This is a genomic window from Enterobacter sp. LU1 (genome assembly GCF_008271405.2).
Lineage (GTDB): Bacteria > Pseudomonadota > Gammaproteobacteria > Enterobacterales > Enterobacteriaceae > Enterobacter > Enterobacter hormaechei_C.
The window spans coordinates 586662-609332 of record NZ_CP043438.2 but is presented as its reverse complement, the minus strand read 5'-3'; the positions used below and the strand labels follow the sequence as shown (position 1 = coordinate 609332).

Genomic DNA, 22671 nt, shown 5'->3' with positions numbered 1-22671 from the left:
CTGTGTTATTTTTTGTTCTGATCGCGCAGCATCGCCTCGCGCAAAATGGCATTAAGCCGCGTCTGGTAACCTTTCCCTGGCCGTTTAAGCCACTCCATCACGTCGGCGTCAATGCGTACTGATGCCTGAGTTTTGAGCGGTCGATAGAATTTTCCCCGCACGGCACCGGCCCAGCGATCATCCTCCGTGGCCGGTATATCGCTGTAATCAATTTCCCTGTCGGGTTTATCCGCCAGCGCTTTGAGTTCAGCCTCCCGGCGGGCACTCACTTCCGGTGCACTACCGCGTTTATGTTTAACGATGCTCATAACGCCTCCTCTCTTTACGATCCGCTTTACGCGCACTGATGATACGTATGATTTCATCCCCGCTTTCAAAACGTACCGTGTGCGCGACCAGAATGACAATAACGCCCTGTACAAGACCAATGGTTTGCCAGCGAAACTCCCCGTTTTCATAACGATCCTGAACAGACAAATGGCAGGGATCGTCAAAAACCAGAACTGCATCTTCAAAACGAATGGCGTGTTTTTGCAGATTGCTTTTCGCCTTATTGCTATCCCACTCATACTCTATAGGCATAGTGTACCCTTCCCTGATTGTATATACAAAAAAGCATATACAAACAGAGCAGTATTTGAACGAAAAAGACAATGTTTTGATTTGATTTCTGAAGGAGCATTCCAGAAAGTGAGATGACTGGCCTCGTGCAGCTTTGCACTTTTCCCCCGTATCCCTCTATCCTTAACCCATGGAAAAACATACCGAACTCAAACGCGCCAAGCTTCTCGCGCTGTCGCTGCTGCTGATTGCCGTCGCAGCGTTTATCACCACCCTGTTCCTGCCGCAAACCTTCTGGGTGCGCGGCGTAAAGGCCATTGCCGAAGCGGCGATGGTCGGCGCGCTGGCGGACTGGTTTGCCGTTGTCGCGCTGTTCCGCCGGGTGCCAATTCCCTTTATCTCGCGCCATACGGCGATTATCCCGCGCAATAAAGACCGCATCGGCGACAATCTCGGCCAGTTCGTGCAGGAAAAGTTTCTCGATACGCAATCCCTTGTCGATCTTATCCGTCGCTACGAGCCCGCACAGATGATTGGGACCTGGTTCAGCCAGCCCGATAACGCCCGGCGCGTGGGGCAGCATCTGGTGCAGGTGATGAGCGGTTTTCTGGAACTTACCGACGATGGGCGCATTCAGCGCCTGCTCAAACGCGCCGTCCACAAGGCTATCGACAAGGTCGATCTAACCGAGACCAGCGCCGTCATGCTGGAAAGCATGACCAAAAACAACCGTCACCAGGTGCTGCTGGACGCCATCATCAACCGCCTGATTACCCTGATTCAGCGGGAAAGCACGCGGGAATTTATTGCCGACCAGATCGTCCACTGGCTTAAGACCGAGCATCCGCGCAAGGCGATGGTGCTGCCCACCGAGTGGCTGGGCGATCAAAGCGCGGAGATGGTGTCGAACGCGGTGAACACTCTGCTGGACGATATCAGCCACGACCGCACGCACCAGATCCGTCAGGCGTTTGACCGCGCCACGATCAAGTTCATCGACAATCTGAAAAACGATCCGGAGATGACGGCGAAAGCCGAGAATATCAAACACTACCTGAAGAATGACGAAGCCTTTAACCGCTATCTGGGGGAAATGTGGGCTGACCTGCGCCAGTGGCTGAAAAATGACATGCAGAGCGATGATTCCCGCGTGAAGCAGCGTATCGCCAACGCCGGGCTGTGGTTTGGCGAAACGCTGACCAACGACGCCAGCCTGCGGGCGTCGCTGAATGAGCATCTGGAGCAGGCCGCGCACCGCGTGGCGCCGGATTTCGCCGCGTTCCTGACGCGCCATATCAGCGACACGGTGAAAAGCTGGGATGCCAAAGACATGTCACGCCAGATAGAACTCAATATCGGTAAAGATCTTCAGTTCATTCGCGTTAACGGTACCCTGGTGGGCGGAACAATTGGCCTGATCCTGTTTCTGCTCTCGCAGTTGCCCGCCGTGCTGGGGCATTAATCTGCTTTTGGCGGCGCGATAACGTAGCGCGTCGCCTCGAAGCGGTTCAGGATCAGGTGCACCAGAAAGACCATCGTCAGCGTGACCACCAGCGCGAAGGTGACGGAGGTGATGCGGTACAGATCGCTGAACACCAGGTCGCTGTCCGGATGCATGTTCTGCCCGAACATAATGCCGATGGTGGTGATACTGGCGAAGCCTACCCCGGCGCCGACCTTCTCCATTACGTGCAGACGCGCGCCAAACGCCAGTCCAAGGCCAATCAGCGGCATCATCAGCAGCATATGGCTGCTGTGATCGTAGAGGATAAGCTGGACGACAAGGATATAAAGACACCCCAGCACCACGCCGACTACGCGCCAGATGGAGCTGATAACCGATCCGCGATAGTGCATCGGGAACAGGATCAGAATGCCCGCCATCAGCGCCGAAAGCGAATCGCTTAAGTCGCTCATCTGGAACACCACGAAAATCAGCGTCGCCACGGTGCCCGAGAGCAGAGACTCGTGGCGCACGCGGGCGTCATCTTTCTCGATCAGCGGCGGCGGCTTACGCGGCTCCACGTCCGGCAGCAGGTAGTTCATCAGCGCGCTCAGGCACACCGCCATTACGCTCGCTTCGATGTTAGAGAATAAAAGCGTGTGCCAGTTGGTGGTGGGGTAGCTCATAAAGTTGAGCATCACGCTCTGGCAAACCACGCCCATCGAGCCGAACAGGAACAGCGGTCCCTTACTCATAAAGCGAAAACGCATCACGTACAGGGCAAACACCACCAGCGTCATAATGACCGGCCACTGGGACAGATAGCCGATGATAAACACCATTTCGATGCAGTTCAGCGAGGCGCTGAAGATAAACTGCTTCGCCACGTGGCGGTTAAACACCGGCACCAGCGAGAGCAGCATGATCGGATAGACCACAAAAAACACGCCGTAGCTGGTGTTGTAGAAACTCGAAATACTGAGCGCAATCATCCCGGCAAAGACGATACGCAGGGTCTGGCGAAAGTCGTTTGCCGTATAGACGATGTTGCCGTGCGGGGTAAATACCCGCGCCAGGGTGCTAATAGACATAGTGAAGCAGGCTCACCAGATGGATTTGCATCCCGGAGAAGAATCGCGCAAACGGCCCTTCGCTATTGTAGAGCTGCACGGTGGCGCGCGCGCCGGTCGGCAGCGACTTCGGTAAGGCTTCGTCCAGCGCCACGTGAATGCGCATACGCTGGGCATCACGCACCCAGCGGTTGGAGGTTTCCGGTTCAGAAAGTTGACCGTTTACGGCCTCCTGTCCGGCGAGGATCCCCGCGTCGCTGCTGGTGACGTGGGCACGGAAAACTTGCCCCGGGAAGGCGTCAAACACCACGGCGGCGTCGGTCCCCTGGTGGGTATGCCGCAGGCTCTTCTCGCGGAAATCCGCCACGATATCGATCCGGGTGTTCACCAGCGCCAGCGCAGCCGAACCGGACGAGGCGTAAAAACCGGGGCTTAATTGCAGGTTACTGACCGTGCCGTCCGCCTCGGCGTAGACCTTCGTCCAGCCAAGATTCAGCTCCGCTTCATCCAGCGCGTTACGGTATTTTTGCAGCGTCACGTTGCGGTGCTCATCCCGCTCGCCGCGCTGAATGCGCAGGTTATGAATATTCGCCTGAATCGAGCTGACGGACTGCTCGCTGCTCTGCCAGGTGGTACGGACCTTATCCAGATCCGCCTGCGACACGTTCTGCAAGGTACTCAGTTTCTGGTAGCGGTCGAAGGTCACTTTGTCATTACGCGCCGTCAGCACCGCGGTTTTCAGGCTGGCCTGCGCCGCGGCAATCTGCGCGTCCAGCTGATCGTTAGACAGACGCGCCTGTTCCAGCGCAATCTGCGCCGCTTCGACCTTATTGCGAAACGGCGTGGCGTCGAGCTCAAACAGCAGATCGCCTCTCTTAACCTGGCTATTGTTGTGGACATGTACCGCCGCCACATACCCGGAGACGCGGGCAGACACCGGGGTCACCACGCGCATCACGGTGGAGTCCGGCGTCAGCGGGATCCAGATATCCGCGACGATAAAGTAGACAAACATCAGCAGGAAAGAGGCAATACTCACCCTTACCCAGCGGGCAAACTTTTGTTCAGGAGTCATTATTTTTCGGTCTTATTATCTTCTTCGCGGATTGTCCGCAAATTGCAGGCGATTTGATTGAGTGTGGCGCTGAAAATATTGATATGTTCCGGCGCGATGTTTTGCGATACGCGCGCCTGATACGTCTCAATCACCTGAGAGAGCCTTTCAAGAATGGCTTTTCCCTCAGGCGTCAGCGTCAGCAGCCGGATACGCTTGTCATACGGCGAGACGGTGCGCAGCAGGTAGCCCTGCTTTTCCAGCTGTGTCAGCGTACGCATTAGCGGAGGCAGTTCAATCCCCTGCACTTCCGCCAGCTCGCTGACCGAGACGTTATCCCCGAGTTGATGAAGCTGCATCATCACCGTCCAGCTCGACTGGGTTAACCCGGTGTCGAGAATGGCGTCGTCGATGACTGCGCGCCACTGACGCACGATCATCGCCATCCGCATGCCCATCGGCCTGCGGCTAAACAGATCTTCTTCACTCATGGGGAATCCTCTCGTAGTACGCCATTACGATAATAGTTATCAGGGTAAGTATCAAGAAACGAGAAGTTAAAGCGCAGGAATTGCGAAACGATGTTCTCCCTCTCCCTGTGGGAGAGGGTCGGGGTGAGGGCATCAGCCCGCAACGGCGTTTAGCGGCTAAAATGCTTCCTGACGGCACTTTTCCCCGAAGCCGTCACCACCACCTCCCTGTACCCCGCCACCCGCTGGAGCCAACCTTTGCTTTCCATGTGGATGAGCAGCGCCGCGCCGGCCTCTCCCCCCAGATGAAACCGCCGCTCGCTCCAGTCCAGGCAGGCGCAGCACGCCTTGCGACGGGTATTGGGATTTAACGGAATACCAAGCTTCAGAAACTGCTCGCGGCCATGTAGCGTGAGCGCTGAACCGTCTGCCTCAAGCCAGCCTTCCGCCTGCATGAATTCATAGATATGCACCGCCACCGTTCCGGCAAGATGGTCGTAGCAGGTTCGTGCTTCGCGCAGGGCTTTTGGCGCGGAGGTTTCCGGCGGCGTGATGCGGCTCCAGGAGAGCCCCATCATCTGCTCGACAAGCGCCGCCACGTCGTGTCCCGCCAGGCGATAGTAGCGATGCCGCCCCTGAGACAGGCAGGTAATCAACTTTCCCTCCAACAGCCGCGCGAGATGCCCACTGGCGGTCGACGGCGCAACGTCTGCCGCCACGCTCAGCTCTGTAGCCGTCCACGCCCGCCCGTCCATCAGAGCACAGAGCATCTTCACGCGCGACGGATCGGCCATTGTAGCCGCTACAGCGGCAATGGCCTGTTCCAGCGCCGCCGCAATTTCACCCTGCTCGCCGGGCCTGTTGTCGAAAATCACATGAACGTCATACATGCGCGTGCCCTCCCGTTTCGGAGCTGTACTCCCGCATCAGCTGCGCCACGCGAATACGGTAGAAAGAAAAAATCGACGCCCGGCCTTCGGCCTGCGCGGCCTGATGGAAGACATTCTGCTTCCAGCGGCGGACGGCCTCTTCATCCCGCCACCAGGAAAGGGACAGGATTTTGCCGTCGGTCGTCAGGCTCTGGAACCGTTCGATATCAATAAAGCCGTCGATATCGGCCAGCAAAGGCTTAAGCTCTGCGGCAAGTTGAAGATAGCGCGCCTGATGCGCCGGTGCAGCTTTAGCTTCGAAAAGGACTGCGATCATGAAGGTCTCTCCGTTGTGATGATATGGAGAGAATGCGGGACTAATGGTGTGGATGCTTCGGTATGGAGCGAAGTGTTTGCCGGATGGCGCTGCGCTTATCCGGCCTACGGTGTTTTGTAGGCCCGGTAAGCGTAGCGCCACCGGGCAGGGTTTAACCCACAATCGACCTCGGCTCCATAAACGCCCGAATCCCCCACTCGCCATCGTCACGTCCCGCCAGGCTTACGGGTGCTGGTGGCGATAATCCGCGAGCGCGGGATTACTCCAGGTTAGCCTTGTTCAGCCCATATGCCGCATCCAGCGAGCCCGGCTCCATGCGGGAGGTAATGCCCAGGCGGTTCCAGGCGTTGATCGCTACGATGGCGAAGTTCAGCTCTGAAATCTCCACGTCCGAGAAGTGCTCCGCCACGCTGCGGTACAGCGCGTCGCTCACGCCGTGAACGCCAATCTGGGTCAGCGCTTCGGTGAAGGCCAGCGCGGCTTTCTCGCGGGCGCTGAACAGCGGCGACTCGCGCCATGCCGCCAGATGGTACAGGCGCAGCTCGCGCTCGCCGGCAATTTTGGCCTCTTTCGAATGCATATCCAGGCAGAAGGTACAGCCGTTCAGCTGCGAGACGCGAATGTCGATCAGGTGCTTCAGCGCCGGATCAATGGAGGTTTTCGCCACTTCCATGCTCAGGGCGGAAAGCGCGTTGGCGAGTGCAGGTGTGGCTTTGTGGTGGTTTACGCGGGTGCTCATTGTCTTTCCTCTTTTTTGTGCGGTTTTTATCATGCGATGAGGCAAATCTACGCCGTTAATGACATAGTAAAAAGACACAAAAAACCTGAAATGAGGTAGGACATGAAGCCAGGCTATCACGACATTTATACCCGCTATCGCGATAACATCACGCGCGGCGTACTGAAGCCCGGCGACAAAGTGCCTGCCATCCGCGTGCTGGCTGAAGAGCTTAAGGTCGCGCGAAAAACCGTTGAAACAGCCTATGCCATTCTGACGGGGGAAGGATATCTGGTAAGCCAGGGCGCGCGCGGCACGCGGGTGAATCCGGATCTTCTGCTGCCCGCGCAAAACGCTCCGGCAGAACAAGCGACCGGCACGCTGCCGGCGTCGTTGATTAGCCAGCGCGAACGGGCCGGTTTTCTGCGCCCCGGCATTCCCGCGCTCGACAGCTTCCCCTATAAAAAATGGCTGCTGCTGGCAGGCCAGGCGACGCGCGCCATGCGTCAGGATGAAATGCTCAACCCGCCGGTGCTGGGCTGGTATCCGCTGCGCGAGGCAATTGCCCGCTATCTCAATATCTCGCGCGGGTTGTCCTGCACCGCAGAACAGGTGCTGATCACCAGCGGCTACAGCGGCAGCCTGCGCCTGATCCTCGACACGCTCGCCAGCCGCAGCGATAAGGTGGTATTTGAGGATCCGGGCTACTTTATGGGCCAGCAGTTGCTCAAGCGCATTGTGCCCCGCCTGCACACCGTGCCGGTCGATCGCGCAGGGATGGATACGGACTACCTGCTGCGTAATCACCACGATGCCCGCTTCGCCATCGTTACCCCGTCGCACCAGAGTCCGCTGGCGGTGACGCTCTCCCTGCCGCGCAAGCAGCAGCTGCTCGACTGGGCGTCACAAAACGAGGCATGGATTATCGAAGATGACTATGACGGCGAATTTCACTACACCCGCAAAGTGCTGCCGTCGCTGAAAAGCCTCGACCAGCATGACAGGGTGATCTTTATGGGCACCTTCAGCAAAACCATCATGCCTTCACTGCGCATGGGCTACGTGGTGATGCCCGCCAGCACCGTCGGCGCGTTTACCGACAGCGCGGACATCCTCACCAGCGGCCAGCCGGTGCTGACGCAAAAGATCCTCACAGCCTTTCTCAACGAGGGGCATTTTTTCCGTCATCTGAAAAAGATGCGCGCGCTCTATCAAACCCGCCGCGACTGGATGATTGCCGCCCTGCGTGAGGTCTATGGTGATCTGTTCTTCACCGAGCAAAACGACGGTGGAATGCATATTGTCGCGTTCCTCGCAAAGGGAAGCGCTGACCGGGAGATCGCCCGCTGCTGGCAGGAACAGCAATTGCAGGTCAATGCGCTTTCGGCGTGGTATCGCGGGTCGGGCAAACGCTACGGGCTGGTGATGGGCTATAACAACGTGCGGTCATATCAGGAGGCGGTTGAGCTGCTGGAAAGGCCGAAACGGCAGACGCTTGCGCTGTTGAGCTGAAAACCGCCGGGTGGCGGCTGCGCCTTACCCGGCCTACGGTCTCCTGTAGGCCCGGTAAGCGTAGCGCCACCGGGCAACCCTATGCTCACACATCATATCGCGATAACCCGACGTCCTTGAGCTGCTCGTCGCTCATCTGGCTCAGAATACGGCGGGTACGGTTGATGCGATACCAGTTACGCAGCGTTTTCGCTACCCAGACAAACGCGATAAACGGACGTTTTGAACGATTCTCGTAGAATTCCATGATGCTCTCCTCGCTGTGCCAGTGGAGTTATCATCATGGAAAACGACAAGTACAATACAGATTCAAAAACTGCTTTTGTTTACCATACAGATCCGCTAAAACGGTATCTGCATGGTGGTTTACCCATCAATCTGTACTGGTTTAATGCTCTGTATGGTGAAAAAAAAGGATACAGCATGACGCGCTATCAACATCTGGCCAACCTCCTGGCGGAACGTATCGAACAAGGGCTGTATCGCAGCGGTGAACGTCTGCCGTCGGTACGCACGCTGAGCCAGGAGCACGGCGTGAGCATCAGCACCATACAGCAGGCCTACCAGATCCTCGAAAACCGCCAGCTGATTACGCCTCAGCCGCGCTCCGGCTATTTTGTCTCGAAACGCAAAGCCCAGCCGCCCGTCCCGGCGATGACGCGCCCGGTACAGCGCCCCGTGGACGTCACCCAGTGGGACGAAGTGATGATGCTGCTGGACGCCCGCGCCGACAAAGAGATGATCTCCTTTGGCGGCGGCTCACCGGACATTAACCAACCGAGCCTAAAGCCGCTGTGGCGTGAGATGAGCCGCATTGCGCAGCATAATCCGGGCGAAATGCTGAGCTATGACGTGCTCGACGGGCGCCTGGAGCTACGCGAGCAAATCGCCCGTCTGATGCTGGATGGCGGCTCCACCGTGGCGGCAAACGAGATTGTCATCACCAACGGCTGCCACGGCGCGCTGTCGATCGCTCTGCTCTCGGTGTGCAAGCCGGGTGACATCGTGGCGGTCGAGTCACCATCGTTTCACGGCACCATGCAGATGCTGCGCGGCTTTGACATCAAGGCCATTGAAATTCCCACCGATCCCGAGACCGGGATCAGCATCGAGGCGTTAGAGCTGGCGCTGGAGCAATGGCCGATCAAGGCGGTGATCCTGGTGCCGAACTGCAATAACCCGCTCGGGTTTATCATGCCGGAGTCTCGCAAGAAGCAGGTCTTAGCCCTGGCACAGCGGCACGATATCGTGATTGTTGAGGATGACATTTACGGCGAGCTGGCGGCGGAGTACCCGCGTCCGCGCACCATTCATTCTATGGACATAGATGGCCGCGTGCTCTTATGCAGCTCGTTTACCAAAACCGTGGCGCCGGGCCTGCGCGTCGGCTGGATCGTGCCGGGGCGCTATTACGACCGGGTGATGCACATGAAGTACGCCGCGGGCGGGTTTAACGTGCCGGGCACGCAGATGGCGGTGGCGGCGTTTATTCGCGACGGCCATTACCATCGCCACGTGCGCCGTATGCGTCAGATTTATCAGCAGAATATGGAAACCTATACCTGCTGGGTGCGGCAGTATTTTCCGGCAGAGATATGCGTCACCCGCCCGCAGGGAAGCTTCCTGCTGTGGGTTGAGCTGCCGGAGACGGTCGATATGGTGTGCGTCAGCAAGCAGCTGTGCCGTCTGAAGATCCAGGCTGCGGCCGGGTCGCTGTTTTCTGCCTCCGGGAAGTACCGCAACTGCCTGCGGATCAACGTGGCGTTGCCGCCGACGGAGAAGAACCGCGAAGCGCTGAGGAAGATGGGCGAGGCAATTGTGATTGCGATGGAGGAGTAGTGCGGCCTGTTGCCCTCACCCCAACCCTCTCCCAAAGGGAGAGGGTGGAAACCGCCACCGGGCAATGGTCAACGACTCAGAACTTCCACGAAACGCTGCCAACAATGCTGCGTTCTGCACCGAAGTAGCAGTAAGAGAGCGAGTTACACGCCGCGACGTAGCTTCTGTCCGTCAGGTTATTGACGTTCAACTGCGCGCTCACGCCCGTGAGCCCCACTTTCGACAGGTCATACCCCACGGTCATATCCACCAGCGTGTACGACGGAAGCGTATGGGTGTTCTGGCGATCGCTGGCGATTCCGTTGACATAGCGCACGCCGGAGCCGACGGTCAGGCCGTCCAGAGGGCCGGTTTTGACGTCGTAACTCAGCCAGGCGCTGGCCATGTTACGCGGGGCATAAACGGCGCGCTTGCCCTCCTCTTCCGGGCTGCTCTTCTTGTAGCGAATATCCGTGTAGGTGTACGCGGCCTGCATACGCAGGCTGTCGGTCAGCTGACCAATCGCCTCCAGTTCAACGCCTTCGGATTCGATTTCACCGATGGAACGGTACGGATCGGTCGGCTCCTCTTTAGTGGCAATGTTCTTCTGGTTAATGCGGAACACCGAGGCGCTGAACTGGCTGTTCATCCCCTCCGGCTCATACTTCACACCCGCTTCCCACTGCTTGCCCTTCATCGGATCCAAAATGTTGCCCTGCTCGTCGGCAAAGCTGGTCGGCGTAAAGGCGGTAGAGTAGCTGACGTACGGCGCGACGCCGTTATCAAACAGATACAGCAGCGCCGCGCGGCTGCTGAAGTTATTTTTATCCAGATCGCTGCGGGTGTGGTTGAAGTTGTCGACGTTCGACACGCTCACCTGGTCGTAACGCCCGCCCAGCGTGAGGCGCCAGCGGTCAATGGACATCTGATCCTGTAGGTAGTAGCCGGTCTGGCGCAGCTTGTGTTTTTCCCTGCTGTACTGGGTGATGTAGTCCGGCTTCGCGCCGTAAACAGGATGGAAAGCGTCAATCGGCGGGAAGCCGCCGTAGTAGCCAGTGACGTTGTTGGTGCGGTCCTGGTAGTCCATGCCGATCAGCACGCGGTGGTTTACCGCCCCGGTATCGAAGCTGCCGTCGACCTGGTTATCCAGGGTGATGGCGTTCATCTTCTCGTCGGAGCCGGAATAGCCGCGGTTCAGCTCGGTGTCATTCAGCCAGCCTGCGGCATACACCTGGTTCAGCTCGACTTTGGTGTGCAGGTAGCGCAGCTTCTGGCGCACGGACCAGCCGCTGTCAAACAGGTGCTCGATGTTATAGCCGACCATGTTTTCCCGACGATCGTACTTGTCGTAATCGTCCTCGCCCTCGAAGAAGGTGTTGGAGAATTTCTTACCGCTGTGCGGTACAACGGTGCCCTCATATGGCAGGCCGGAGTGGCTGCCGCCTTCCGGATCGCGGTGCAGGTAGGCCATCAGATCCAGACGGGTGTTGTCGGTGATACGCCAGGTCAGGCTCGGCATCAGGGCGTAACGCTCTTCCTTCAGCGGATCGAACTGGGAATCGGCATAGCGGGTCATCCCGCTGAGGCGCACCGCCACGCGGTCGTTATCATCAACCGGGCCAGTGACGTCGAACATCGCCCCACGCTGGTTATTGTTACCGGCGAAGAGCTTGATCTCCCCGCCAGGATCGAACGATGGCTTACGGGAGGTGAGCGCCACAATCCCGCCCGGCGATGAGCGGCCATAGAGCACGGAGGCCGGACCGCGCACGACTTCGATACTGTCCAGGAACCACGGGTCAACCACCAGCGAGCTGTGGGAGTTGGTGTCGCCCATCATCTTCAGGCCGTCGAGGTAGACGTTGTCCAGGCTGCCGTCCGAGAAGCCGCGCAGCACCATGTAGTCAAAGCGGTTTGACGCCCCGATCTGGTTGCTGTAGACCCCCGGCGTGTAGCTCACGGCCTGACGCACGCTGGTTGCGCCCTGCTCTTCGAACTGCTCGCGAGTGACGATAGAGACCGACTGCGGGGTTTCAATATCCGGTGTTTCAAGCTTGGTGGCCGCAGACTGCATCTGCGAGGTCACCACCACGGTGTCAGTTTTTTGGGCATCCTGCGCCAGTAAAGGAAAAGCAACGCTACCGGTAACCCATCCCACCAGCAGTGCCAGACGCGATTTAGCAAACATAACCCTCTCCAGAGATATTTCTTATTGTTAATAAGAATTATTACCTTTTTGAGAGTGCAAACGGCTATGCGTGCCGCCAGGTTACGTATGCGCGATGCTAAACCACACGGAATGCATTCGCGCGACAGGAGAAATTACGTTAGCGGAGTTTGCGCACGTCCCCCGGTGAAATCCCGTAATGACGACGAAACGCGGTGGCAAAGTTGGTGGCATGCTGATACCCGCACATCCAAGCCGCCTGCTGCACGCTGTGGCCTTCCAGCAGATAGCGGCGCGCCAGCGCAAGGCGACAGTCGCGAAGGTAATCGAAAAGCGTGCAGCCGTAGCGCTGACGGAACTTGCTGCGCAGGCTGCTTGGGCTCATTGCGGCAAGGGCTGCCAGCTGCGCGAGAGTATGATCCCGTTCAGGAGACTGTTCCAGCAGGCTCCGCACGCGTTCAAGACGCTCATGCTCAGGCCGGCGCGGGCAAGGCTGCTGGCGCTGGTTGAGGCCGTGACCGAGCAGCTGATACATCAGCCCCTCCAGCAGCAGCCTGCGCGAGAGCACGCTTCCCCCCTGCCGCTGCGCATGCAGAATACCTGACATCACAAACTCGGGAACCTGCCAGACAAACGCGGGTGCATTCAGGCTTTGCCATTCCAGAAGCAATGACTCAAGCAGGGCTTCACGTCCGGCATCGTGCGGGTAGACGCCAAACGAGAGCGTTTTCAGCGTGCTGTCGGCATCGTGACGCGCGCTCATCACCTGATCTTCACTCAGACGTGAGCTGAACGCCATGCCCGGGCGGACGGGATAATCGATACCATTGAGCGTGAGCGTCACGCACCCTTCCAGCACCACCAGCATATAGAGCGGGCTGCTGTGGCGAGAGGTGGTTTCATAGGGCTGTAATACACGTACGTCGGAGTGGGTCAGCGAAATGCCGGACGAGAGCATCATCTCTTCAACATTCCCCTGCAACACGGGGCTACAGCTGACCTGCGCCTCTTTTAACTGGGGGAAACGGTAGTCGATGCCGTAGCGCTCGCCGAATACCTGAAAATCTTCAACAAAAAATATGCGTTTCGCTGATCTATTTTCACTCTGGAGCATCATTTGGGGCCTGCATCGGGGAAAGGACAGGCAAAACAGTACCATCCATTTGTAATGGCAGCAATCACCGGGCGCAGACACTATTACGCTCCGGACGAAGCCGGAGCGAAGGCATATATTTCCTTGCGAGAAATATATTTATGCTTCCTGCCACTCAGCAAAAACCTCTTTATGGTTTTTGGTCAGGACAACTTTATTATCTTCGACCTTATCAACCCAGCCGAGAGGAATAAAGTGGTGCTTGCCGCCCGATTCCGGATCGCTCTTCGCAAGCTTGATACGCTCACCATCAAGATGGTCCACAACCCCGACGTGCGTTCCGCAGCTGGCGACAACCTGAGTGTGATCCTTAATTGCGCTTTTATCTACCATAATTATTCTCCTGTTTCGGTTATTTGCCTGTTGCACGAAATTAACTGTAGCGCATAAATTCAGGCTTAAACGTCTTATTAGCATTTTGAAACATCATTGACAGAACCGAATATTAAGTCTACTTAACGCCGAAATGAAAAAATAAGAATGAGATGAATTATTACCGGCTGATTATTTCCCGTTCATAATTAAATTATCGCAACCAACGAGGAGGTATTTATGACGATTCGCAATAATCGGGCAGAAATTTCACTGGCTCTTGGTGAAGCGGTTTTAGACATCGTGCAAAAAGGCCATGAAGTATCGCGAGAAAATCTCGCCCATGCGATGAAAATCAAAGCGGAGAAAGAGCGCGACGATGAGCGGCTTCTTAACTACTGGAAGGCCTGTAATATGCTGGTTTGAACCTGGCGGCGTTTAGCCTGACTAAACGCCGCCTGCTGTTACTCGTCGAAGAACCAGTAGCCCTGATTAATCAAACCGGTCAGCTCTTCCACAAACGCCGGATTATTCAGCGCATCGCCCAGCTCAGCCTGGCCGAGCTCGGTGAAGCGGCACAGCGCATCCGCACCGTTCACATCCGCCGTTTCCAGCTGTTCGCTGTTGATAAAGACACTGCCGTTGATGTTCAGCACGCGCAGCCCGCTCAGGCGGGAGAGCGTTTCGCCCCCTTGCAGCGCGTCGAGCACCTCTTCTGCGGAATACGGCGGCTCGGCGGCGGCAATATCCAGCTCGTGACGCGGCGTGGAGACGAAGCTGCCAAACCATTTCGTAAAATCATCTGGCTTGCTAATCATGTCGATCATCATCTGGCGAATGCGATCGAGCTCGTACTGCTCCACGCGGCCAGGGTGTTCGCGGCAGGTCAGATCCGGATCGCTGTAATGTTCGCCGCCCAGATCGTTCTCCAGCGCGTAGTCGGCAAAGCTGCTGATCAGATCGCGACCGTTCGGCCCGCGGAAACCGACAGAGTAGTTGAGCGCGGTTTCATGGGTGAAGCCGTCATGCGGGAATCCAGGCGGAATGTAGAGGATATCGCCCGGGGCCAGATCTTCGTCGATGATCGGCTCAAACGGATCGACATGCAGCAGGGCCGGATGCGGACAGAACTGACGCATCGGCAGCTTGTCCCCCACGCGCCAGCGGCGGCTGCCCATCCCCTGGATAATAAACACATCGTACTGATCGATATGCGGCCCAACGCCGCCACCCGGGACGGAGAAGGAGATCATCAGGTCATCAAGACGCCAGTCCGGCAGGACGCGGAACGGACGCACCAGCTCTGCTGCGGGCATATGCCAGTGGTTCACCGCCTGCGCCAGCAGGGACCAGCCGGTTTCACCGAGGTTATCGAAATGCTCAAACGGGCCATTGCTCGCCTGCCACTTGCCGTTAGCATGGCTTACCAGGCGGCTATCAACTTCCGGCTCCATCGCCAGACCCGCCAGTTCATCAGGGGTAATGGGGTCGACAAAATTCGGGAAGGCATTTTTCAGCACAACGGGTTGTTTTTGCCAGTATTTTTCAAGAAATTCCGGCCAGTTCAGGTTCAGTTGATACGCCATGGGTAGCACCAGTGAGAGGGGAGACAGGCGCGATTATAGAAGAGACAGCGAGGGGGGAACTTGTCATGGGTCAATCGAGCGCGCGTAGGTCGGGTAAGGCGAAGCCGTCACCCGACGCACACGCGGGCTTAAACTTAATCCAGGTTCAGCTCGTCATAATGGGTAATCAGTTTACCCACGATGCCGTAGTCCAGCGCTTCCGCCGGTGACATCCAGAAGTTACGGTCGGTGTCTTTCTTCACTTTCTCCAGCGGCTGGCCGGTGGCGTCAGCAATCAGCTTGTTCACGCGCTCCAGCATGCGGATGATCTCGCGCGCTTCGATTTCGATATCCGTTGCCTGACCGCGCACGCCGCCCAGCGGCTGGTGGATCATAAAGCGGGTATTCGGCAGAGCGTAGCGGTGCTCTTTTTTCGCCGCCAGGAAGATGGTGATCCCGGCGCTCGCCACCCAACCGGTGCCGATCACATGCACTTCCGGACGGATAAACTTAATGAAGTCGTGGATGGTGTCGCCCGCTTCTACATGGCCGCCCTGACTGTTGATGTACAGCTTGATCGGATCGTTGCTGACGCTTTGCAGCAGGATCATCTGAGTGATGACCTTCTGGGCCAGCTCCTGGTTAATCTCTCCGGAGATGACAATCGAACGGGATTCCAGCAATTTTTGCTGTAGAGCGCCCGCGCCGTTTGTTCCTTCCGCTTTTTCCTTGTCGCTTTCTTTCAGTGTGTAGTGCATTGTTGTTTCCTCAGCTTGTCGCGCTCAAAACCAGAGTGTAGCCTGTTTTACCGGTGAAAGTCCTCACAGACAAATAACGAGGGATCTTATGAATATTGCACATGTCGCACTCTGGACCCGCAGCCTGGACGCGCAGGTTCAGTTCTGGGAAACGGTGTTTGGCGGCCGCAGTAATGACCGCTACGTCAGCAAAAATCGTCCGGGGTTTAAATCTCACTTTATTACCCTGGATGACGGGCCGACCATCGAGCTGATGACGCTGCCGGGCCTGCCCAGTGCACCTTCGCACCCGGAATTTGTCGGCTGGGCGCATATCGCCATCAACGTCGGCAGCAAAGCGCAGGTGGACAGTATGGCAGCGCAGGCGCAGGCAAGCGGCTCCCTGCTCAGCGCCCCGCGTATGACCGGGGACGGTTTCTATGAAGCGGTGATTGCGGACCCGGACGGCAACCGTATTGAGCTTGTCGGTGCATAAAAACAGCGTTTCGTTCCTTCATCGCCTCCGCTCCAGCTCGCTATACTTCATATGGTTATCATATTGCTAAATGATAATGATATTTAATGTGTTAAGATGAAAGTCAGCATAAACAGTCTCTTACGTAGCCATAGTGACTGTTTACATCCTCGACATTTAAATCAACACCGGGGCGGTGAATGGAACACATTGTTTATGTGGTTGATGACGATGACACAGTCAGGCAGTCCGTTGTCAGGCTGTTGGAATCTGCGGATATACATGCCCTTGGCTTTTCCTCAGCAGAGGCCTTTCTCAGCCATCCCTTTGAAGATCTGCCCTCCTGCGTGATCCTCGATATGCAAATGCCCACGATAACCGGGTTTGATGTCGCAGATGCGCTGAAAGACAGCGGGCGGGAAATACCGATCATCTTTCTCACCGGCCACGGCACCATCCCTATGTCCGTCCGGGCGATCAAAGGCGGGGCCTACGAATTTCTCACTAAGCCCGTTGAATCCAGCGCGCTCATCGGCTCTATCGAATCCGCGCTCAGGCTGGCACAGCACAACGCCGCCCGCGTCAAAGAGCACTACGCCCTGAAACAGCGCCATCTGTCCCTCACGCCGCGCGAGCATGAGGTGCTTGAGCTGGCCGTCAGCGGCAAGCTCAACAAGCAGATCGCCGCCGAGCTGGGCGTCAGTGAGATTACGGTGAAAGTGCACCGCCGCCGGGTGATGGAGAAAATGCAGGTCCGCTCCGTGGCTGAACTGGTCAGGGCCGTCGAGCGCCTGACCAAACATCAGCCAGCGGAATAACCGTTACATCTCCTGTCCGGCAAGCGGCAACGCGAAGGTAAACACCGTGCCGTACGGCTCTCTGCGGCGCGCGCTCAGTTTCCCCCGGTGCCGTTCAATAATGCTGGCGCTGATGGTCAGCCCCATGCCCATTCCCTGCGCTTTGGTCGAATAGAACGAGTCAAAGATCCGCTCGGTGAGCTCCGGCTCAATGCCGCTGCCGGTATCGGCGATCTCAAAGATCACCTTCCCTTCAGCGCAGTTCGCGGTGGCGATCGTGATGCTGCACGGGCGATCCGTCACTTCCGCCATCGCTTCCATCGCATTCATCACCAGGTTAAGCAACACCTGCTGGATCTGCACGCTGTCGCCGATGATAAAGCTGTCGTCAGCGTTCAGAAGATAATCAACGCTTATGTGTCGCAGCTCAAGTTCGCTGCGGGAAAGCATAATGATGTGGTGGATCAGGAAGTGCAGATCGATTCGCGTAAACGTGGGGTCCTGTTTGCGCGTCAGAGACTGAATGCTGCGGATGATCTCCCCTGCCCGCTCGCCCTCGGCGGCGATCTCCTCCAGCCCCTCGCGCACTTTTTCCAGCCGCGCCGGATCGCGGTTGAGCCAGCGCAGGCTCGCGCCGGCGTTCGAGACAATCGACATCAGCGGCTGGTTGATCTCGTGCGCGATCGAGGAGGTCAGTTGCCCGACGGTAGTGGCTCGTGAGACCCGCGCCAGATCCGCCTGCGCCACCCGCATCGCATCCTCCGCCGCCCGCTGGCTGGTGATGTCGGTAATGATGCCGTAATACTCATTCACCTCGCTGCCCACCCCCACCGGATCGCCAATCCCGAGGATGTAACGAACGGAGCCGTCGGTGCGGATGATGCGAAACTCCGCGCGCATCGACAGCCCGTCACGCACGCTCTGATTAACGAGGGTGCTGATCCGGCCATAATCATCCTCATGCACGAAGGTCAAAAACTCCGCCATTGAGATCATCTTTTGCTGCTCCGGCAGGCCAAGGATACGGGCGTACTCTTCGGACATAAACATCAGATCCTGCACCAGCTCCCAGCGCCAGCTGCCGGTATGGCTGATCTGCTCGCCCAGCATCAGCGAGGTCTGGCTGGCGCGCAGCTCTTTCTCCACCCGTCGGCGCTGGATGTTTTCCGCCAGCAGCTCGGCGTAGAGCCGCGCCGTCTCCAGCGAAACCGCCGCCTGCGCACCCAGCAGGCTGACCACGCGCGAATGTTCGGCGGTAAACACCTCCGGCATCAGGCGGTTTTCCAGATACAGCATCCCCACCAGCCGCGCCTGTTTGAACATCGGCACGCACATCACGGCGGCGCCGGACGTCACCAGATACGGATCCTGGCTGAACGGGTGGAACTCCTCCGGTTTGCCGGTGCGGATCTCCTGCCCGGTGCGGATCACCGCGGCCAGCACCGACAGCGGCATGTCCGTCGCCATCGGTGACGCTTTCAGGATGCGCACCCGCACGCCGTCGGTACTGGTCCAGGCGCTGGCTTCAATCTCCGGGATGTGATTATCGCTGACACGCAGCAGCAGGCCACGCTGCGCCCCGGCCCTTTCAAGCAGCAGCGTCATCAGGTTTTCGATTAAACGTTCAAGGTTGATCTCTTCGGATAAGGCGCGTGAGGCTTTGATGACGCTCTGTAAATCGCGGATCACCTCGTTCTGGGCAAACGCCGCCGTGTCATACGCGCGGCTCTGCCCGGAGGCCAGCAGATGGGGGAAATCCTGCTCCAGCTGGCGCACCTTGGCCTGCGCCCCGACGCGCCCCCAGGCGGCAATCGCGCCGCGGAAATGGGCGTCGGAGGCGGTCGGGTAGCCGCAGGCCAGCGAGAAACGCCCGGCCAGCTCGTGCGCCAGGGCATTGATCGGGTTAAACCCGCCCTCCCGCGAGAGTCGCACCGCTTTTTCATACTGCTCCAGCGCGATGCTGTTCATGCCGTCCAGACGGACGATTTCGGCATAAATCAGCGCCTCTTTATCGGCAAACGTGCCCGGATTGATCCGCGCCCAGAGGGCTATTTTGTCGTAATGGTGATGAATACTGCGGCGATAATCCGCCGAAAAGGTTTCCGGCGTGAGCTGGCGGGAGAGCGCCAGCGCGCTGTAAAAATGGTAATCCAGCAGATGAATATGACCCGGCGCGGACCACGCATACCAGCCCGCCATTTCTAAATCCGCCTGTGCGTCGGCGTATTCGCCGCAGGAAAAGTGCGCCATCCCGCGATAGAGCCAGTACCAGAAGAGCATGGTCGAGGTCTGCTCGGGCGCCTGCTCCGGCGGCGCGGGCAGCAGATCGTCAGGCAGCGCCTGGGCGGCGCTCCATGGGCCCGTCACCGGCGTGCGTAAAAACTCCACGTAGCGGCGCTGAATGTGCAGAACGGTTTCAATGTCCTGGTAATCCGTTTTGCGCACAAAGGCCAGACCGCGATCGATGCTGGTCAGCACGCCATCCAGATGATCGCCCCGGGAGAGGAAGTTAATGATCTGATGACAGGCCGCGAAGCAGGCCATCGTCATGTCGCCGTGGGTCACCGCTGAGGTAAAGCAGGCCTTGGCGCACTCGATAGTGTACGACAGCGGCTGGGTCCAGACGCTGAGCTGGTCGAGCGGCAGCAGAGTTTTGGCTTCATAGGCATCATAGCCGTGGCGGTTCACCAGCTCACGAGCCAGCGTGCCGTACTCAAACCCGAGACGGTATTCGGCGTAGCGGTGGCCAATCAGCACGCCAAACCAGGCCATCGCCGTGGTGGAAGCACCGGTTATGCCGTGATCGAGCGTGAGGTGCATCATCCGGCACAGGAGTAAAAAGTGCAGGCGCGGGCAGGTAAAGCTGGCGAAAATACTGGCGCTGTAAAGCAGGTTCATCACCGCTTCGGTCTCTGCGTTCTCCATCAGCTTAAGCTGAGAAAACGGGTTCTGCGGCGCGTCGGCGGTGCGTTGACAGAACTGCTGCCAGGCCTCGTCACATTCGGCATTTTCCGGGTAGCGGCTGATCTGGATCCCGAACACGCCCAGCCAGCATAACGACGCCTCCAGCGCCAGGCGGATCTCCGACTGGCGCATATAAACTTCCGCCAGCAGGTTGGCGGCCAGCGCTTTCTCCGTCAGCCCGCCCGGTGAACCGAGGATCGCATCGCACAGCGCACGCGTGCGCTCCAGGTGTCCGAGCGCAAACTCACAGCCCGCCTCTTCAATATCCAGCATAAAGTCCGAGACCGGGCCCGCATTCCCCAGCGCTCTGGCGGTCTGGATATAGCTTAAGGCGGAAAGGTAATCGCCGGTACGCTTCGCACGCCGCGCGGCCTGAAGGCTCAGCTCCCGGAATCGCTGCCGCTGGGGTGCAGGCTGGATGCAGTCCAGCGCGGCGCTGACGTGGTGAACCGCGCGGAACAGCAGTTCGTTGCCCGCCGTCTGCCGCGCGGCATCCGCCAGCAGGCTGGCGGTGGTCAGGTGCAGATGGCTTTTCTCGCCCTCATCCAGCAGGGCAAAGGCGGCTTCCTGCACCCGATCGTGGGTAAAAGCGTACTCTTTCTCCGTCAGCACAATCAGCTGAGCGGTAACCGCCGGATGAAGCGCGTAGCGGATTTCCGCCGCCGACCGCCCCACCACGCGGCACAGCATCTCCAGCTCGCCCGTGCAGCCGAGGCAGGCGATGCTGCCCAGCAGGCGGCGCGTCTCGTCGGGCATCTCCTTGAGCTGTTCAAGCACCAGCGTCACCACGTTCTCGGTGTAGTGCCGGGCGCGGATGGCCTGGAGATCGTAATGCCATTTCCCCTGATATTTGTTGTGCACCACCAGTCCGTCATCGACGATGCGGCGGAAAAATTCCTGCACGAACAGCGGGTTGCCGCCGGTTTTTTCATGGATCAGCGTGGCAAGATCGGCGGTACCGGTACTGCGGGTATGAAAAATCCCCCCGAGCCAGCGCGCCACGGCCTTCACCGACAGCGGCTGCGGCACGATCGTCGTGGCGTGTTGCGCCGCCTCCGGCAGGCTCGCCAGCGCGGTCTGCAAGGTGGGCTCAGAAAGCGAACTGAGATCGCGGTGCGCCACCACCACCAGCAGCGGGATGGCGCCGCAGGCGCGCAGCAGGTGATCGAGCGTTTGCAGGCTGGCGGCGTCGATCCACTGCACATTATCCAGCAGCAGCACCAGCGGCGCGCCCTGGGTGGCGAAGGTTTTCACCAGCGCCAGCACCATATGGCTGAAGCGCGCCCGCGCGTCGATGGAAAAGGTATCCGCAGAGAAACGCGGTTTGTTCTCAAGGAGTAAATTCAGCTCCGGCACCAGGCTGACGGCCAGCTCCTCGAAGCCTTCCAGCGCGCGCGACAGGCGGATTTTCCACGTTGCCACCTCCCCGGCTGGCAGCCCGAGCAGGTGCAGCGTGAGCGTCCGAAACGCCGAACTCAGCACGCCGTAGGGCAGCGTGGGAGAATATTGATCGACCTTGCCCACCGCCAGCAGCACCTTGCGCTGTTGCAGCGATTTCAGCGTGGTGGCGATCACGGAAGATTTGCCGATCCCCGACGGACCGCCAATCGTCACCAGTTCCGGCGCACCGCTCTGGCTGACCCGCTCAAACGCGGCGATGACGTCGCTGGCCTGCGGATGCGCAGAGAAAAGCGAATCGGCAAGATGGATCGCCGGAGAGCGATCCTGCTGGCCGGGAATAAAGTCGACGATCTCACCTTCGGCGGTCAGCGTCGCCTGGCAGCGCCTGAGGTCGGCAATCAGCCCGTCGACGGTCTGATAGCGATTCTCCGGATTCTTCTCCAGCAGCTTAAGGATAATGGTCGACAGCATGCCGGGTACGTCCGGGCGCACCCGCCCCGGCGCAAGCGGCTCAGAGGCAATGTGGTAATGCGCCCAGTTGGTCTGGTCATCAGCGCTCAGTTCAAACGGCAATCGCCCGGTCAGAAGTTCATAAAGCACGATACCCAGACTGTAGAGATCGCTCCGGCTGTCGACGGCGCGCCGGGTACGCGTGGTGTGTTCCGGTGACATGTAGGCGGGCGTGCCGCCAGACGCGGCAAGCCGTGACTGGGTGAACGCGTCGGAGGTGCCGCAGGAAAGACCGAAGCTGCAAAGACGGCAGGTGGCGTCGTGATGAACGAAGAACGCCCCGGGTTTGATATCGCCGTGGATCAGGTTGTGCAGATGCATCTGGCGCAGGGGACCGCAGATGCGGATCGCCATTTCGATAAAGCGGGCGATCCCGGAAATCGCCTTACCTGCCCGGCACGCCAGCAGTTCAAAGCAGAACGGCGCGTAGACCAGCGCAAAACGTCCGCGGTACTGGGTTGAAGCGACGGGCCGGATAGCCCAGCCGTCATGAAGCCGGTCGCGCAGGGCAAACTCGTTTTTCAGCAGCCGCGTTGCCCGCTCCTCTTCTTCATCGCTGACCGCGGTGGCAATAATAAACGAACCGCCGGACTGGGGATGCCGCCCGTTCATCCAGGAGATGCCGCCCTCCTGCGCCAGCACGGTAAAAATGACATCCTCTTTCAGAACAAAAGCCCGCCCTTCATGGAGACTTCCCCGGGCGGGCCAAAATGCAGGCGACGTATGTTCGTTCATCC

The 22671-nt window shown here is 58.5% G+C and carries 21 protein-coding genes; 6 read left to right on the top strand and 15 right to left on the bottom strand.

Annotated elements, in window-relative coordinates; translation table 11 throughout:
* Positions 1–5 precede the first annotated feature (5 nt).
* Complete coding sequence (locus FZF21_RS02895; RefSeq protein WP_017694570.1) at positions 6–308, bottom strand: BrnA antitoxin family protein; 303 nt, start codon at positions 306–308, stop codon at positions 6–8.
* On the bottom strand, positions 295–582 hold the full coding sequence (locus FZF21_RS02890; protein ID WP_015572580.1) for a BrnT family toxin: 288 nt from the start codon (positions 580–582) through the stop codon (positions 295–297). The genes FZF21_RS02895 and FZF21_RS02890 overlap by 14 nt, the downstream gene beginning before the upstream one ends.
* A 169-nt stretch (positions 583–751) precedes the next feature.
* Between FZF21_RS02890 and FZF21_RS02885 the strand changes: the two genes are divergently transcribed.
* Complete coding sequence (locus FZF21_RS02885) at positions 752–2023, top strand: DUF445 domain-containing protein (RefSeq protein WP_015572579.1); 1272 nt, start codon at positions 752–754, stop codon at positions 2021–2023.
* On the opposite strand, the gene FZF21_RS02880 is transcribed toward FZF21_RS02885, so the two are convergent.
* From FZF21_RS02880 to FZF21_RS02855, 6 genes are all read right to left on the bottom strand, one after another.
* Complete coding sequence (locus FZF21_RS02880) at positions 2020–3096, bottom strand: DUF2955 domain-containing protein (RefSeq protein ID WP_015572578.1); 1077 nt, start codon at positions 3094–3096, stop codon at positions 2020–2022. The two genes, FZF21_RS02885 and FZF21_RS02880, sit on opposite strands and share 4 nt — an antisense overlap.
* On the bottom strand, positions 3086–4153 hold the full coding sequence (locus FZF21_RS02875) for an HlyD family secretion protein (RefSeq protein ID WP_026094404.1): 1068 nt from the start codon (positions 4151–4153) through the stop codon (positions 3086–3088). The genes FZF21_RS02880 and FZF21_RS02875 overlap by 11 nt, the downstream gene beginning before the upstream one ends.
* Positions 4150–4620: a MarR family transcriptional regulator gene (locus FZF21_RS02870; protein WP_023303035.1), complete on the bottom strand. Its 471-nt coding sequence runs from the start codon at positions 4618–4620 to the stop codon at positions 4150–4152. Before FZF21_RS02870 ends, FZF21_RS02875 begins: the two co-directional genes overlap by 4 nt.
* A 149-nt stretch (positions 4621–4769) precedes the next feature.
* Positions 4770–5489: a winged helix-turn-helix domain-containing protein gene (locus FZF21_RS02865; protein WP_047062293.1), complete on the bottom strand. Its 720-nt coding sequence runs from the start codon at positions 5487–5489 to the stop codon at positions 4770–4772.
* Positions 5482–5805 carry an antibiotic biosynthesis monooxygenase gene (locus FZF21_RS02860; protein ID WP_015572574.1) on the bottom strand — a complete coding sequence of 108 codons (324 nt, stop codon included), beginning with the start codon at positions 5803–5805 and terminating at the stop codon, positions 5482–5484. Before FZF21_RS02860 ends, FZF21_RS02865 begins: the two co-directional genes overlap by 8 nt.
* 259 nt (positions 5806–6064) lie before the next feature.
* Complete coding sequence (locus tag FZF21_RS02855) at positions 6065–6544, bottom strand: carboxymuconolactone decarboxylase family protein (protein ID WP_010427243.1); 480 nt, start codon at positions 6542–6544, stop codon at positions 6065–6067.
* Positions 6545–6646: 102 nt separating this feature from the next.
* Here FZF21_RS02855 and FZF21_RS02850 point away from each other — a divergent pair, with 102 nt between their 5' ends.
* Positions 6647–8035 carry a PLP-dependent aminotransferase family protein gene (locus FZF21_RS02850; RefSeq protein WP_017694575.1) on the top strand — a complete coding sequence of 463 codons (1389 nt, stop codon included), beginning with the start codon at positions 6647–6649 and terminating at the stop codon, positions 8033–8035.
* Between the two features lie 85 nt (positions 8036–8120).
* Here FZF21_RS02850 and FZF21_RS02845 read toward each other — a convergent pair whose 3' ends face one another.
* A complete protein-coding gene (locus tag FZF21_RS02845; RefSeq protein WP_003863073.1) occupies positions 8121–8282 on the bottom strand; it encodes a DUF1127 domain-containing protein in 162 nt (53 codons plus the stop codon).
* Positions 8283–8458: 176 nt separating this feature from the next.
* Here FZF21_RS02845 and FZF21_RS02840 point away from each other — a divergent pair, with 176 nt between their 5' ends.
* A complete protein-coding gene (locus FZF21_RS02840) occupies positions 8459–9874 on the top strand; it encodes a PLP-dependent aminotransferase family protein (RefSeq protein WP_026080655.1) in 1416 nt (471 codons plus the stop codon).
* Positions 9875–9950: 76 nt separating this feature from the next.
* Here FZF21_RS02840 and foxA read toward each other — a convergent pair whose 3' ends face one another.
* The 3 genes from foxA to FZF21_RS02825 form a co-directional block, all read right to left on the bottom strand.
* A complete protein-coding gene (foxA, locus tag FZF21_RS02835) occupies positions 9951–12059 on the bottom strand; it encodes a ferrioxamine B receptor FoxA (protein WP_149121080.1) in 2109 nt (702 codons plus the stop codon).
* Positions 12060–12180: 121 nt separating this feature from the next.
* Positions 12181–13137 carry an AraC family transcriptional regulator gene (locus tag FZF21_RS02830; RefSeq protein WP_149121081.1) on the bottom strand — a complete coding sequence of 319 codons (957 nt, stop codon included), beginning with the start codon at positions 13135–13137 and terminating at the stop codon, positions 12181–12183.
* Positions 13138–13272: 135 nt separating this feature from the next.
* Positions 13273–13506, bottom strand: a complete 234-nt coding sequence (locus FZF21_RS02825; RefSeq protein ID WP_003863067.1) for a DUF2171 domain-containing protein — start codon at positions 13504–13506, stop codon at positions 13273–13275.
* A 219-nt stretch (positions 13507–13725) separates the two neighbouring features.
* Between FZF21_RS02825 and FZF21_RS02820 the strand changes: the two genes are divergently transcribed.
* Positions 13726–13911, top strand: coding sequence for a DUF2767 domain-containing protein (locus tag FZF21_RS02820; protein ID WP_149121082.1), 186 nt, complete (start codon positions 13726–13728; stop codon positions 13909–13911).
* Between the two features lie 38 nt (positions 13912–13949).
* On the opposite strand, the gene FZF21_RS02815 is transcribed toward FZF21_RS02820, so the two are convergent.
* Positions 13950–15071 (bottom strand): cupin domain-containing protein, encoded by a 1122-nt coding sequence (locus FZF21_RS02815; RefSeq protein WP_015572567.1) that lies wholly within the window; start codon positions 15069–15071, stop codon positions 13950–13952.
* 134 nt (positions 15072–15205) lie between these two features.
* Complete coding sequence (locus tag FZF21_RS02810; protein WP_015572566.1) at positions 15206–15808, bottom strand: ATP-dependent Clp protease proteolytic subunit; 603 nt, start codon at positions 15806–15808, stop codon at positions 15206–15208.
* 88 nt (positions 15809–15896) lie between these two features.
* Between FZF21_RS02810 and FZF21_RS02805 the strand changes: the two genes are divergently transcribed.
* A complete protein-coding gene (locus tag FZF21_RS02805; RefSeq protein WP_017383871.1) occupies positions 15897–16283 on the top strand; it encodes a VOC family protein in 387 nt (128 codons plus the stop codon).
* A gap of 179 nt (positions 16284–16462) precedes the next feature.
* Entirely contained in the window at positions 16463–17080 is a 618-nt protein-coding gene (locus FZF21_RS02800; RefSeq protein ID WP_017383872.1) for a response regulator, read from the top strand.
* Positions 17081–17083: 3 nt separating this feature from the next.
* Here the strand turns inward: FZF21_RS02800 and FZF21_RS02795 are convergent, their stop codons facing one another.
* Complete coding sequence (locus tag FZF21_RS02795; RefSeq protein WP_149121083.1) at positions 17084–22669, bottom strand: ATP-binding sensor histidine kinase; 5586 nt, start codon at positions 22667–22669, stop codon at positions 17084–17086.
* Positions 22670–22671: the final 2 nt, after the last annotated feature.